The sequence below is a fragment of the Streptomyces fractus genome (assembly GCF_049844455.1).
GTDB classification, from domain to species: Bacteria; Actinomycetota; Actinomycetes; order Streptomycetales; family Streptomycetaceae; genus Streptomyces; species Streptomyces fractus.
The window spans coordinates 5390086-5404351 of record NZ_JBMYHI010000002.1; the positions used below are offsets into that span (position 1 = coordinate 5390086).

The 14266-nt window shown below is 71.4% G+C and carries 10 protein-coding genes; 7 read left to right on the plus strand and 3 right to left on the minus strand.

The features are described from left to right. Positions 1-280: 280 nt before the first annotated feature. From ACP4E5_RS26470 to def, 5 genes are all read left to right on the plus strand, one after another. Positions 281-1273 carry an SMI1/KNR4 family protein gene (locus tag ACP4E5_RS26470; protein WP_425832813.1) on the plus strand — a complete coding sequence of 331 codons (993 nt, stop codon included), beginning with the start codon at positions 281-283 and terminating at the stop codon, positions 1271-1273. A gap of 7 nt (positions 1274-1280) precedes the next feature. Next, the gene (locus ACP4E5_RS26475; RefSeq protein WP_425832815.1) at positions 1281-3929 is read left to right on the plus strand and encodes an SUKH-4 family immunity protein; all 2649 of its coding nucleotides are present in this window, start codon (positions 1281-1283) and stop codon (positions 3927-3929) included. Between the two features lie 68 nt (positions 3930-3997). Next, positions 3998-4996 carry an LCP family protein gene (locus tag ACP4E5_RS26480; RefSeq protein ID WP_425832817.1) on the plus strand — a complete coding sequence of 333 codons (999 nt, stop codon included), beginning with the start codon at positions 3998-4000 and terminating at the stop codon, positions 4994-4996. Positions 4997-5148: 152 nt separating this feature from the next. Beyond that, on the plus strand, positions 5149-6051 hold the full coding sequence (locus tag ACP4E5_RS26485) for a cellulose-binding protein (RefSeq protein ID WP_425832819.1): 903 nt from the start codon (positions 5149-5151) through the stop codon (positions 6049-6051). A 135-nt stretch (positions 6052-6186) separates the two neighbouring features. Beyond that, entirely contained in the window at positions 6187-6789 is a 603-nt protein-coding gene (gene def / locus ACP4E5_RS26490) for a peptide deformylase (protein WP_425832821.1), read from the plus strand. 3 nt (positions 6790-6792) lie between these two features. Here def and ACP4E5_RS26495 read toward each other — a convergent pair whose 3' ends face one another. From ACP4E5_RS26495 to ACP4E5_RS26505, 3 genes are all read right to left on the minus strand, one after another. Further along, positions 6793-8436 (minus strand): sodium/solute symporter, encoded by a 1644-nt coding sequence (locus ACP4E5_RS26495; protein WP_425832823.1) that lies wholly within the window; start codon positions 8434-8436, stop codon positions 6793-6795. Continuing rightward, complete coding sequence (locus tag ACP4E5_RS26500) at positions 8433-8852, minus strand: DUF485 domain-containing protein (protein WP_425832825.1); 420 nt, start codon at positions 8850-8852, stop codon at positions 8433-8435. The genes ACP4E5_RS26495 and ACP4E5_RS26500 overlap by 4 nt, the downstream gene beginning before the upstream one ends. 116 nt (positions 8853-8968) lie before the next feature. Beyond that, on the minus strand, positions 8969-10567 hold the full coding sequence (locus ACP4E5_RS26505) for an MDR family MFS transporter (RefSeq protein WP_425832827.1): 1599 nt from the start codon (positions 10565-10567) through the stop codon (positions 8969-8971). A 298-nt stretch (positions 10568-10865) separates the two neighbouring features. Between ACP4E5_RS26505 and ACP4E5_RS26510 the strand changes: the two genes are divergently transcribed. Both ACP4E5_RS26510 and ACP4E5_RS26515 read left to right on the plus strand, forming a co-directional pair. Beyond that, positions 10866-11654, plus strand: coding sequence for an ABC transporter ATP-binding protein (locus tag ACP4E5_RS26510; protein WP_425832829.1), 789 nt, complete (start codon positions 10866-10868; stop codon positions 11652-11654). Then, entirely contained in the window at positions 11651-14242 is a 2592-nt protein-coding gene (locus tag ACP4E5_RS26515) for an ABC transporter permease (RefSeq protein ID WP_425832831.1), read from the plus strand. Before ACP4E5_RS26510 ends, ACP4E5_RS26515 begins: the two co-directional genes overlap by 4 nt. The last annotated feature ends 24 nt before the right edge of the window (positions 14243-14266 follow it).

Here is a 14266-nt window from a genome sequence, read left to right on the forward strand (position 1 = left end):
AGTTCCCCACTGCAATCCCCCTGGTTGCCTGCACAGACTGCCAAATGGGGTTGCCGGTGCGGAAGCCGGACCCCGATGTCGGCGCTGTCACGCCCGATCGTCACGGGGTGGTGATGCTCATGTGACTGCTGGTCATGGAACCGGAGGCCCGGTGACCGGTGTCGCACAACCGCATAGGCTGTCGTTTGATTCGTACGGATCAGGAGCAGGTCCGGAGCAGACCCGGGACGGCCCCGGGACAGATCCGCAACCGTCACGAGCGCCGCAGGGGGCAACAGCCATGACGACAGGTCGGCTCGGGCAGCAGGCCGCGCCGCCGAACGCGGCTTATGCCGGGCAGGTCGTGCACTTCCCGGACCCGGTCCGGGCCGCCCGTCATCCGCGCGGGGTGCGGGTGGACGATGACGGTTTCCCGGATTTCTCCTCGTACGCGCGTGCCGTGGCGGAGATCGCGGAGCCGCCGCAGGGTTTCGGTGTCGACGAGTTGCGGCTGACGGACTACGTGTCGGCGAACGCGGCGCTGGCCGCGTCCGGGCACGAACTGTGGGACATGATCCCGCCGGTGGCGACGCCGCACGGCTGGACGTGGCACCACGCGCGCGGGTCGCGTCGCCTCGAACTGGTTCCGGTCGAGGTGAAGGCGCTGCTGCGGCACCACGGTGGTCTGGCGACGGCGGCGGTGGACCAGCACAAGCGTGGCACGCGGCCGTTGCAGGACACGCGGCCCGTGCATTTCGGTCTGCCGAAGTCCGGGGTCGCGGTGTCAGAGAGCCAAGTGCAGGGTGTGGAAGAGGACTTGGGGTACCGGCTGCCGGGCGCGTACCGCTCGTTCCTGAAGGCGGGTGGCGGTTGCGCGCCCGTCGGGACGGGCCTGGACGCCGAGTTGGGCCTCCTGGTCGACCAGCCGTTCTTCACGGTGCGTGACGAGGCGGCCGTGAACGACCTCGTGTATGTCAACAAGTGTCTGCGCGATCACCTGACGAAGGATTATCTGGGGGTCGCGTTCGTGCAGGGCGGGCTGCTCGCCGTGAAGGTGCGGGGCGACGCGGTCGGCTCGGTGTGGTTCTGCGCGTACGACGACGCGCGGGACAGTGGCGAGACGGCGGCGGCGCCGGTGGCCGAGCGGGTGGAGCGGCTGTTGCTGCCCTGCGGCGCGGACTTCGACGGTTTTCTGTCCCGACTCGCGGGCAGTCCGCCGGAGTTGGAGACGGTGGCGAATCTGATGGTGGACGGCGGCTTCGCGCGCGCCGTCCCGGTCGCCGGTGGGGAGTGAGCTTGCGATGGTGACGTTCGCGCAGGCGCAGGAGCGCGCCGAGGAATGGATCAACGGGGATGTGCCCGCGCCCTCGCACCGTGAGGTGCGGGTGCGGGAGTTCGAGCTGGGCTTCGTCGTGTGGGCGGAGGACCGGGAGTCCGGTCCGGTGTCCGACGGGGGGCGGCAGCGGCTCGTGATCGCGCGGGACAGTGGTGACGCCTCGCTGTGGCCCTCGTTGCCGGTGGGTGAGGTGATCCGGCGGTACGAGGAGGAGTACGGGCTGCCGGACGCGCCGGCCGAGCCGGCGGCGGCGAAGCCGCCGGAGCGGGTGGACCTGAACCAGACGTCGTTCCTGCTGAGTCCTCCGGAGTGGTTGCAGGAGGCGGCGGACAAGAAGGGCGGGGACGCGGCGCGGCCGGTGGCTCCGGCGGACGCGGTCCCGGCGCCGGCCTTCGCCGAGCCGCAGGACGCCGTGCCGCCGGTTCCGGCCGATGCGACGCCGTGGGCCGGTACGGACACGAACGGGGTGGGTGACGAGGAGGACCGTTCGGTGCCGCTGCCCGACACGGTGTTCTCTCCGCCGCTCGCCGAGGACGCGCCGCCGCCCGGTGTCACGCCGGACGCGCAGACGGCCCGCATGGAGGGCGGCAGCCAGCTCCCGCCGACGGCCCTGGACCCGAAGGCCCCGCCCTACGGCTCCCCTCCGGCTCCGTCGGCCCCTCCGGCTCCTTCGTACGGTTTCCCGCAGGCTGCGTCCGACGCGGGCGCGCAGCCTCCGCAGGGTGCGCCGGGCGCGGGCGCGGGCGCGCAGCCTCCGTCGGCTCCTTCGTACGGTTTCCCGCCGGCTGCGCCTGACACGGGCGCGCAGCCTCCGTCGGCCCCGCCCGCTCCCGCGTCCTCGTACGGCTTTCCGCAGGCTGCGGCCGACACGGGTTCCCAGCCTCCGCCCGCTCCGTCGTACGGTTTCCCGCAAGCTGCACCCGACACGGGCTCCCAGCCCCCGTCCCCCCACCCGCAGGGTGCGCCGGGCGCGGGCCCCCAGCCCCCGTCCGCCCCGCCCGCTCCCACGTCCCCGTCCGCCCCGCCCGCCCCCGCGTCCTCGTACGGGTATCCGCAAGGGGCGCCCGGGGGCGCGTTCCCGCCGCCGGTTCCCGGGACCGCGATTCCTGGGCCGCCGCCTCCGGGGGCTTCGTACGGGTATCCGCAGGGTGGTGCCGGGCCCGATGCCGGTGACATCGCGAACGCCGCGACCAGCAAGGCGGAGCCCCCGCGGGGTGGCGGTGCGCAGACTCCGCCGCCGCCGGGGCCGCCCGGTGCCCCGGCGGGTAGCCACGTTCCTACGCAGATGGTGTCCTCGCGCGGCCCGGACGGCCCGCCCCCGCCGCCCGGTGCCCCCGGCGAGGGCGCGCACCACGCCGCGACGATGCTCTCCGGCCCGCCTCCCCAGGCCCCGCCTCCGCCGCCCGGCGCTCCCGGCGAGGGCGTGCATCACGCGGCGACGATGCTCTCGGGCCCCGGCCCGCAGGGCCCCGGCCCGTCGACGCCGCCTCCGCCGCCCGGTGCTCCCGGCGAGGGCACGCACCACGCCGCGACGATGCTCTCGGGTCCCGGGCAGATGTCCGGCCCGCCCCCGGCGGCGTACGGGTATCCGCAGCCGCAGCGACCTCAGCAGCCCGGCCGTCCGGCGGGGCAGCCGACGGTGGGGCCCGGGTATCAGGCCGTGCTGCGGTACCGCGCGCCCGACGGGTCCGAGCAGCAGCTCATCCGGCGGTCCGCGCCGGGGACGCCGCACCCGGAGTGGCAGATCTTCCACGAGCTGCGCGGCATGAACGTGCCGCCGGACCAGGTTCTCGAACTCCACACGGAGCTCGAGTCCTGCTCGCTGCCGGGCGCGTACTGCTCCCGCATGATCAAGGAGCAGTGGCCGCAGGCCCGGATCACGTCGATCGCGCCGTACGGCACCGATCACGCGAGCCGCCAGCAGGGCATGCAGCAGCTCCTCGCGCACCAGGGCGAGCTGCACCAGGTCGCCGACGGCCCGGCGCGCCCGGCCCCGGTGCGCGCCCCGCTGCACCCCGCGCACCCCGCGCCCCCGGTCCCGCCGGAGGCGATCGCGCAGGAGCTGGCCGCGGCGTTCGGCCCCGGCGTGTTCCGGTTCGACCAGCGGGCCGTGTCGCGGCAGGGCGTCCCGGACACCGTGGCGCACACCCTCGTCGTGGCGGGGCTGCCGTCCGACTTCGGGCCGTTCTTCTGGGCGCAGGCCCAGCCGGGCCGCCCCGTGCCGACGCTCGCCGAGCTGGCGCAGGAGCGTGGCGTGCAGGCGGCGTCGGACGCGGGCTCGTACCTCGTGATGGGCAGCGACTTCGGCAAGGCGCTGTGCGTGCAGTACGGGACGGCGAACATCGTGGCCGTCCCGGTGGAGGCAGGCGCCGAGAACACCGCCGGTGCGCCGAATCCGCCGCAGTTCGTGAACAGCGGGCTGCCGGAGTTCGCCCGCTCCATCGCCCTGCTCGGCCGGATGTGGCGGCTGCGCTTCGGGCTCAACCAGGAGCAGGCGGGCCGCTGGACCGTCGACTTCCAGGCGGAGCTCAGCGCGATCGACTCCGCGGCGCTCGGCTCGCCCGAGACCTGGTGGTCGGTGCTGCTCGAGCAGATGTGGGACGGCCTGCTGTAGCCACCCGCGTACGGATGTGAGGTGGCGCTCGACCTGCGGGACGGGCCGGGCGCCCCGATCATGCGCACATGGCAGGTGAGTGGAGTGAGCCGACGACGGTGCGGGCGACACGGCCGCGGCGGCGCTGGCCCCGGCGGGCCGCGCTGACCCTGCTCGTCGTCCTCGTGGTGCTCGCCGCGTACGTCATCGGCCTGTATTTCTGGGCGGGTTCACGGCTGGAGACGACGGACGCGTTCAGCGACTACGACGGCCGCCCGGCCGCGGGCGCGGGCACGAACTGGCTGCTGGTCGGTTCGGACTCGCGGGAGAACCTGACGCCCGAACAGCGCAAGGACCTGCACGTCGGCAACGACGAGGGCAACCGCACCGACACGATCATGGTGCTGCACTACGGGGACAACGGCCCGTATCTCGTCTCGATCCCGCGCGACTCGTACGTCTCGATTCCCGGATACGGCAAGAACAAGATCAACTACGCGTATTCGGTGGGCGGCGCGAAGCTGCTCACGCGGACCGTGGAGCAGTCGACGGGGCTGCGCATGGATCACTACGCGGAGGTCAGCTTCCTGGGTCTTGTCGATGTCGTGGACTCGCTCGGCGGCGTCGAGATCTGTGTGGCCGACGGCGGCCTGCACGACGAGAAGTCGGGCGCCGACTTCGACGCGGGCTGCCAGACGATGAACGGCACGCAGGCGTTGCAGTACGCGCGTGCCCGCTACTCCGATCCGACCGGTGACCTGGGCCGGGTCAAGCGGCAGCAGCAGCTCGTGGACGCGATCGCCAAGAAGGCGCTCAGCGTGGGGGTGCTGCTGCCGCCCTGGAAGCTCGTCCCGTTCATGAGCGCCTCGCTCGACGCGCTGACCGTCGACCAGGACACCGGGGTCGCCGCGCTGGCGAACATGGGCGTGAAAATGTCCGACCCGGCCTCGACGACGACCGTTCCCGTGGGCAGTGAGCCCAGTGTTTCAGGGGTCGGGGACGTGGTGATGTGGAACGAGAGCGAGGCCGATCAGCTCTTCACCGCACTGCGCGAGGACAAGGCGATTCCGACTTTCGGCGGCAATTGACGCATCCTGGACCGAGTGGGTCGACCTGAGTGTCACGTGTGTCGGAATGTGGCCGCCTCCGGTTGTTCCATCAAGATGTGCGCCAATCGCGCAAAATGTCGTAGATCGGGCTTGCCGGTACCGGTCGGTGCCTTGCCGGAGAGGGGATCCAGATGAGCGGTACGGGTGGAGCGGGGTCGTCGCAGTACGGCTTCGTCGTCGTACGGGGCCGGGGGTACAGGACCGAGCAGGTGGAGGCCGCCGCCGCCGAGCTCTCCGGGGAACGGGACGAGGCCTGGGAGCGGGCCGCCCGCCTGACCGTCCTCGCCAAGGAGATGGAGGAGGAGGCCGAGCGGCTGCGCGAGGCCGTCGCGAACCTCGCCCCGCAGACCTACGAGTCGCTCGGCAAGCGGGCCCAGTACCTCCTCGAGCTGACCGAGGAGGAGGACACCGCCGTGCGCGCCGCCGCGCTGGCCGACGCGCAGGCCGAGGCCGATGCCGCGCGGGCGGTGGCGGACGAGGCGCGGGACGACGCGCAGGCGCACTCCGACGAGGTGCGCGGCAAGGCGGAGGAGTACGCGGAGCGGCGCGTCGCGGCCGCGCAGGCCGAGGCCGACGACATCCGCGTGTCCGCCCGGCGCGACGTGAAGGAGATGCGCAGCGAGGCCCTCGCGGTGCTGCGCGAGATGCGTGAGCGCATGGACGCGAACCTCGCCGACCAGGCCAAGGAGCACGCCGAGCGCATCGAGGAGGCGGACCGGGAGGCGGCAGAGCAGGTGGCCGCGTCCGAGGCGTGGGAGGCGAGCGCCGTCGCCGAGGCCGAGGAGCGCCTGTCGGAGGCGAAGCGGACGCTCGGCGAGGCCGAGGAGGAGGCGCGGCACGGCCAGGAGGACGCGGAGGCCGCGGCCGCGGAACTGCTCGCGCAGGCACGCGCGCGTGCGGAGCGGATCGAGCGGGAGACGGAGTCGATCCTCGAGGGCCACGACGAGGCGCGCGAGGAGATGCGCGCCCACATGGAACACGTCCGCGCGTCCCTGGCGACGCTCACGGGCAAGGCCGCGGCCGACGCGGAGTGAGGCCCATCTATTAAGCCCCGCCGGCGATTGAGGCGCGGGGTCCGGGGCAGAGCCCCGTGACGTGGGGGCGGACGAGCGCACCGTTAAGGTTGGGCGGTCGTCAAGTGGTGGGCGGATGCGAGAGGTTGATACGGCATGGGTGATGGCCAGCTGACGCCGGAGGTGGAGCGGGGAACGGTCCGCCGCATCACCATCGTGGGCGAGGACATACTGCGGCGCCGCTGCGAACCGGTCACCGACGCCCACTTCGGCACGCCCGAGCTCGACCGCCTGATCGACGACATGTTCGCGACGAACCACGTGGCGCACGGCGCGGCCATCGCCGCCAACCAGGTCGACGTGGACCTCCAGCTGTTCGTCTACGACATGGAGGACGACCGGGGCGTCCGCCACACCGGCCACATCTGCAACCCCGTGCTCGACGAGCAGCCGCCGGCGGAGCGCAGACTCGTCGAAGAGATGGAGGGCTGCCTCTCCGTGCCGGGCCCCTACAAGTCGGTGGCCCGAGCCGACCACGCCGTCGTACGCGGCCAGGACAAGGACGGCACGCCGATCGTCGTCGAAGGGCACGGCTACTTCGCCCGCTGCCTCCAGCACGAGACGGACCATCTGTACGGCCGGCTCTACATCGACCGCCTCGCCAAGCGTGAACGCCGGGACGCGCTGCGGGAGATGGAGGAGCTGAAGGACGGTGTGCTCGCGCGCCGCGCCGAACTGGCGGAGCGCCTCGGCAAGTAGCGCTCAGCGCCGCGTGCCCTCGCCCCCGCCCGGCGCCGTCGGCGAACCCGCCAGGATCCACGCCTCCACGGCCTCGTACTGCTGTCGCTGGTCGTCGGCCCTGCGCCGGTCCGTGAGGACCGTGCCGAGCCAGCCGAACAGGAAGCCCAGCGGGATGGACGCGACGCCCGTCGTCGTGAACGGGAACCAGTTGAAGTCCATGCCGGGGAACGCCGAAGTGGGCGAGCCCGACACCAGGTTGGTGCCGGTCATCAGGACGATGCAGGCCGCCGTGCCGCCGAGCAGCGTCCACAGCAGGCCGGCCCGCGTGTAGCGGCGCCAGAAGAGGCTGTAGACGAGGGCCGGGGCGATGGCGGACGCGCCCAGGCAGAAGGAGAGCGTGACCAGCGGCTGAAGGTTGCGGTGCTGGAACACGCAGGCGAGGGCGATCGCGAAGGCGCCGACGCCGAGCGCCGACATCCGGGCGATCGACAGCTCCTTACGGCCCGTCAACTCCCGTTTGGAGTAGGCGATCACGTCGTGCGCGAGAGAGTTCGCGCAGGCAAGGATCATGCCCGCGACGGAGGCGAGGAGCGTGAGGAACAGTGCCGTGGTGACGGTGGTGAACAGCAGGGACTCGCCCGTGTCCGTCGTCGCGCCGAAGACCGCACGCGCCCCGAGCAGATACGCCGTGTTGCCCTGCCGGTCCGCCTGCGCGATCGCCGGGGCGCCGAGCATCGCCGTCGCGCCGAAGGCGACCACGGAGATGATCAGGACGAAGAGACCGACCGCGGACACCGCCCAGGTCATCGAGCGGCGCACCTCGCGCGCGTGCCGGGCGGTGTACATGCGCATCGTGACGTGCGGCAGCGCGGCCCCGCCGACAACCACCGTCAGCTCCGAAGTGATCATGTCGAGGCGGGGGGTGGGGCTGTGGGCGAACTCGAGGCCGGACGTCAGATAGGCGTTGCCCGCGCCACTGCCGTGCGCGGCGGCCGTGAGCAGGGTTCCGGGGTTCCAGTCGAAGCGGTGCAGGACGAGCACGGCGATCACCGCGCCCGAGCCGAGCAGCATCACGATCTTGAAGATCTGGATGACGGCGGTGCCCTTCATGCCGCCGATCGCCGCGTAGCTGATCATGAGCCCGCCCAGCGCGATCACGCAGGCCGTCTTGAAGCTCTCGTTGGAGAAGCCGAGCAGGAACGCCAACAGGTCGCCCGCTCCCGCCAGTTGGACGAGCATCATCGGCATCAGGGCCGCGATCGTGGCCGCGCAGGCCGCCATCCGCACGGAACGGCCCGGCATCCGCCGTGCCAGCGTGTCGCCCATTGTGAACCGGCCCGCGTTGCGCAGCGGTTCGGCCAGCAGGAACATCAGCAACATCAGGGAGAGCGCCGTGCTCAGGGCGAGCACCACGCCGTCGTAGCCGAGCAGCGCGATGATGCCGCCGGTGCCGAGGACGGTGGCCGCGGAGATGTAGTCGCCCGCGATGGCCAGGCCGTTGCGGATCGGGCCGAGGCGGCCGAAGCCGGTGTAGAACTCCTCGAGTCCTTCGCGGTCGGGGCCGGTCATGATGCACAGCAGGAGCGTGATCGTCGCCACCGCCGTGAACGCGACCAGGGACATGGCGTCGGTGGACGCGGCGGCGACGGCCGGACCCGGGGTCATCGCGCGTAGCCCCCGCCCTTGCGGCACTGGCGGCGGATCCGGTGGACGAGCGGGTCCACGCGGCGGCGCGCCGAGTACTCGTACAGGAACAACGCCAGGCAGGTGACCGGGAGTTGGCACAGGCCGATGAGCAGTCCGGTGGAGAGGCCGCCGGTGGCCGAGCGGTTCATCAGGCCCGGCGCGAACGCGGACAGCAGCAGGAAGAGCGTGAAGTAGCCGAGGGCGGTGAGGGTGGCGACGCGGCGCTGCCAGCGGTAGGCGGTACGCAGCAGGCGCAGTTCGCCGCTGGGGGCGTCGGGATGGCGGGGGAGACGGTGCGAGTGGGGGTGTGAGCGGGGTTGTGCGGGGGGCTGCGCATGGGGGCGGGTGTACGGCTGGAACGGATAGGGCTGCGATGGGTGCGGCTGGTACGACATCCCTGTTCTCCTTGCGTGGCTCGGGTCCGCCGGGGACTGGGTGGACCGCAGGGAGTGCGTGGGGAGCCGGAACGTTACTCGTAGGTAGACGAGTTGGGGAGCGTTTGGATGAACGATCAGTCGGTGCCGGACGACTTTTCTTGTACGTGAGGTGAGTGTTGCTGGTGGGGGAGTTGTGCGCCGGATGACTTTTCCTGCCCGCTCATCTCCGCTATGGGGTCGGAAGGTTCCGGATCCAGGACGGGGAAGCGCCGCGGGGCCAGCGTCAGGAGGACGAGCAGGGCGACCCCGGCGGCGCAGGCCGCGCCGACGTAGACCGAGTCGACGGCCGCGTCGATCGCCCGGCGCACCGGGTCGGCGCCCGTCTCGCGCGCCACCGAGTCGAGGTCGGCGCCGGAGCCGAGACGGTCCGAGATCACGCCGTTGGCGACCGCGCCGAAGACGGCGGCGCCGACCGTCTGCCCGATCTGCCGGTAGAAGAGGACCGACGCGGTGGCGGTGCCGCGCTCCGCCCAGCCGACGGTGGACTGCACGCCGACGATGAGCGGGAGCTGGAAGAGGCCGAGGGCCGCGCCGAGCAGCAGGCTGAGCAGCGTGGGCTGCCAGACCGCGCCCGGGTACGGCAGCAGCAGCGGGAACGCGGCGAGCAGCACGAGCGCCCCCGCCATGCCGAGCGCGGCCGTGTCACGGAAGCCGATCCTGCGGTACACGTGCTGGCTCAGGGCCGCCGAGACCGGCCAGCTCAGCGTCATGACGGAGAGCACGAAGCCGGCGGCCGTGGGGGACAGGCCGAGGACGGACTGCGCGTACGTCGGCAGGAACGCGGTCGGCGCCACCATCAGGAGGCCCATCGCGCCGAGCGCCAGATTGACCGCCGCGATGGTGCGCCGCCGCCACACCCAGCCCGGCAGGATCGGCTCGGCCACCCGCCGTTCGATCACGACGACGGCGCAGATGAGGCCGATCCCCGTACAGAGCAGGGCGATCGAGGGAACCGAGTCCCAGGCCCACGCGACGCCGCCCTGCACGAGCCAGGTCAGCAGCGCCCCGCCGGCCGCGAACACCGTGAGCGCGCCCGCCCAGTCGATCCGGGGCCGCGCCGCGTGTTCCCGGCGCGGCTCGTGCAGATGCCGTACGAGCAGGAGGAGCGCGACGGCGCCGATCGGCAGGTTGATCAGGAAGATCCAGCGCCAGCCCGCGTACGAGGCGAGCAGTCCGCCGAGGGCCGGGCCGAGGACCGACGAAGTGGCCCACACGGTCGACAACTTGGCCTGGATCTTAGGGCGTTCCTTGAGCGGGTAGAGGTCGGCCGCGAGGGTCTGCACCGTGCCCTGGATCGCGCCGCCGCCCAGCCCTTGCACGACCCGGAAGGCGATCAGGGCGCCCATGTTCCACGCGGACGCGCACAGCACCGAGCCGACGAGGAACAGCACGCTGCCCGCGATCAGGACGGGCTTGCGGCCGAGGGTGTCCGACAGCTTCCCGTACACGGGGAGGGTGACGGTGACCGCGAGCAGATAGCCCGAGAACAGCCAGGAGAAGACGGAGAAGCCGCCGAGGTCGCCGACGATCTGCGGCACCGCGGTCGAGACGATGGTCGTGTCGAGCGCGGCGAGCGCCATGCTCAGCATCAGCGCGGCGACGACGGCCCCGCGCCGCCGGTCGGCTCCGCGACGTCGGTCGGATCCGCGGCTGCCGTCGGTGGTCCTCTGCATGCGTTCCCCCTGCACGTATCTACGTCGGGAGCTTAGGCGGGTGGAGGCGTCCCTGAGTAGAGGTCCACCGAGGGGTGGACCTCCCCTAAGGGGACCTCCGTAGAAGGGGCCGGGGTCGGTTCGTCCCGCTGGAGGACGTGCGGGCTTCGGGGGGTTCGTAGCGTTCGGAGGGTGGGGTTTTCCCCCGGAAAAGACGGGGCCTTTCCGCAAGGCGCCGGGGCACCCCGCTCCACCAGACTTGGCCGCACAAGGCGTTGATCCCACGCATCCGAGGCGTGACCGACTTAGGAGACTTACCGTGACTACGGCTGCAACCATTCCCAGGCACGGGGGCACTGGACAGAGTTCGGCCGTCGCCGCGCGGGCGCGACAGCTCGTGAAGGCGTACGGGACGGGGGAGACCCGAGTCGTCGCGCTCGACCACGTCGACGTGGACATCGCCCGCGGCCGGTTCACCGCGATCATGGGCCCGTCGGGCTCGGGCAAGTCGACACTGATGCACTGCCTGGCGGGCCTGGACACGGTCACGGCCGGACAGATCTTCCTTGACGAGACCGAGATCACCGGCCTCAAGGACAAGAAGCTCACCAAGCTGCGGCGGGACCGCATCGGCTTCATCTTCCAGGCGTTCAACCTGCTGCCGACGCTGAACGCGATCGAGAACATCACGCTCCCGATGGACATAGCGGGCCGCAAGCCGGACGCCGCGTGGCTGCGCCAGGTCGTCGAGACCGTGGGGCTCGCCGAGCGCCTCAAGCACCGGCCCACGCAGCTCTCCGGCGGGCAGCAGCAGCGGGTCGCCGTGGCGCGGGCGCTGGCCTCCCGGCCGTCGATCATCTTCGGTGACGAGCCGACCGGAAACCTCGACTCCCGCGCGGGCGCCGAGGTGTTGGGCTTCCTGCGCCGCTCGGTCGACGAGCTGGGCCAGACGATCGTGATGGTCACGCACGACCCGGTCGCCGCCTCGTACGCGGACCGTGTCCTGTACCTGGCGGACGGCCGCATCGTCGACGAGATGCTCCGCCCGACGGCGGAAGCCGTCCTCGACCGCATGAAGGACTTCGACGCGCGCGGGCGGACGTCATGAGTGCCGCCAATACGGTCATGAAGACCTCGCTGCGCAACTTCTTCGCGCACAAGGGCCGCATGGCCCTCTCGGCGATCGCCGTGCTCCTCTCGGTCGCCTTCGTGACCGGCACCCTCGTGTTCACCGACACGATGGACAAGACCTTCGACAAGCTCTTCACCGCCACCTCGTCCGACGTCACGGTCAGCCCCAAGGGCTCCGGGTCAGAGGGCAGCGACACCGGGCGGCCCGAGTCGCTGCCGGCGTCCGCGCTCGCCACCGTCAAGAAGGCCGACGGCGTCAAGTCGGCCGAGGGCGCGGTCAGTTCGATGAACGTCACCGTGGTGAACGCCGACAACAAGAACATGGGCTCCGAGAACGGCGCCCCGACCATCGCGGGCAACTTCACGCACAACGACCTGCGCTCGATGGAGATCACCTCCGGACACCAGCCGCGCGGCCCGACCGAGGCCATGGTCGACGCCGACACCGCCAAGAAGCACCACCTGAAGCTGGGCGACGAGCTGCGCACCATCGCCGCCACCGGCGACTTCAAGGCGAAGATCACCGGCATCGCCGCCTTCAAGGTGACCAACCCCGGCGCGGCCGTCGTCTACTTCGACACCGCGACCGCCCAGCGTGAACTCATCGGTAAGACCGGCCAGTTCACGCAGATCAACGTCGCCGCAGCCGACGGCGTGAGCGACGCGCAGCTCAAGGCGAACGTCGCCGACACCCTCTCGGCCGGCGGCCCGTACAAGATCCAGACGCAGCAGGAGGCCGCGGACGCCAACGCCTCCGACGTCGGATCCTTCATGGACGTCATCAAGTACGCCCTCCTCGGCTTCGCCGGCATCGCGTTCCTCGTCGGCATCTTCCTGATCATCAACACGTTCTCGATGCTCGTCGCGCAGCGGACCCGCGAGATCGGCCTGATGCGGGCCATCGGTTCCTCCCGCAAGCAGGTCAACCGGTCCGTGCTCGTCGAGGCGCTGCTGCTCGGCGTCGTCGGCTCCGTGGTCGGCGTCGGAGCCGGTGTCGGACTCGCCATCGGCCTGATGAAGGTCATGTCCGCGATCGGCATGGACCTGTCCACCGACGACCTCACCGTGAAGTGGACGACGCCCGCGATCGGCCTGCTCCTCGGCGTCGTCGTCACCGTCCTCGCCGCGTATCTGCCCGCACGCCGGGCCGGCAAGGTCTCCCCGATGGCCGCCCTGCGCGACGCGGGCACTCCCGCCGACGTCAAGGCGGGTGCCGTACGCGCCGTCATCGGGACGGTCCTCACGGCGGGCGGCGGCTACGCGCTGTACCTCGCCACGCAGGCCGACAAGGCGAGCCAGGGCTCGCTGTGGCTCGGCGCCGGGATCGTCGCCTCGCTCATCGGGTTCGTGGTCGTCGGACCGCTGCTCGCGGGCGTCGTGGTCCGCGTCATCAGCGCCGTGCTGCTGCGGATGTTCGGCTCGGTGGGCCGCATGGCCGAGCGCAACGCGCTGCGCAACCCGCGCCGTACCGGCGCCACCGGAGCGGCCCTGATGATCGGCCTCGCGCTCGTCGCCTGCCTGTCCGTCGTCGGCTCCTCGATGGTCGCCTCGGCCACCGACCAGCTCGACAAGTCGGTCGGCGCGGACTTCATCGTCGAACCCAGCAACGGCTCCATCACGCCGCAGGCCGCCGCGGCCCTGAAGAAGACCACGGCGTCCGGGTACGTCGCCCACGTCACCGAGGTCAAGTACGTCAAGACGACGCTGACCACGCCCGCCGGCAAGAAGCAGAAGGAGGAGCTGGCAGCGGCCAGCCCGTCCTACGCCCAGGACCTGCGGCGCGAGGCCACCTCCGGTGAGCTGAAGGCGGCGTACGGGAAGAACGCCATGTCGGTGGGCTCCGACTTCGCGAAGAAGAACCACGTCGAGGTCGGCGACACGATGACCGTCGCCTTCGACCACGGGCGGACCACGAAGCTGAGGGTCGCGGCGATCACGTCGGACGACACGGTCTTCGACAAGGGCGCGATGTACACCAACATCGCGACCGCCGCCCAGTACGTCCCGGCCGACCGGCTGCCGCTGAACGGGATGATGTTCGCGAAGGCCGCCGACGGCAGGGCCGACCAGGCGTACAAGGCCCTGAAGGCGTCGGTCACCTCCGACCCGACCGTCAAGGTCAAGGACCAGACCGACTACAAGCAGACGCTGAAGGACCAGATAGGCCAGCTCCTCAACATGATCTACGGGCTGCTCGCGCTCGCGATCATCGTGGCGGTGCTCGGCGTCGTGAACACGCTGGCGCTCTCGGTGGTCGAGCGGACGAGGGAGATCGGCCTCATGCGGGCCATCGGCCTCTCGCGCCGCCAGCTGCGCCGCATGATCCGCCTGGAGTCGGTGGTCATCGCCGTCTTCGGCGCGCTCCTGGGCCTCGGCCTCGGGATGGGCTGGGGCGCGACGGCCCAGAAGCTGCTGGCCCTGGAGGGCCTCGGCGTCCTGGAGATCCCGTGGCCGACGATCATCGGCGTCTTCATCGCCTCGGCCTTCGTGGGCCTGTTCGCGGCGCTGGTCCCGGCCTTCAGGGCAGGCCGAATGAACGTCCTGAACGCGATATCAACGGAGTAGCGAGGGAGTAGCGAGGGAGTACCC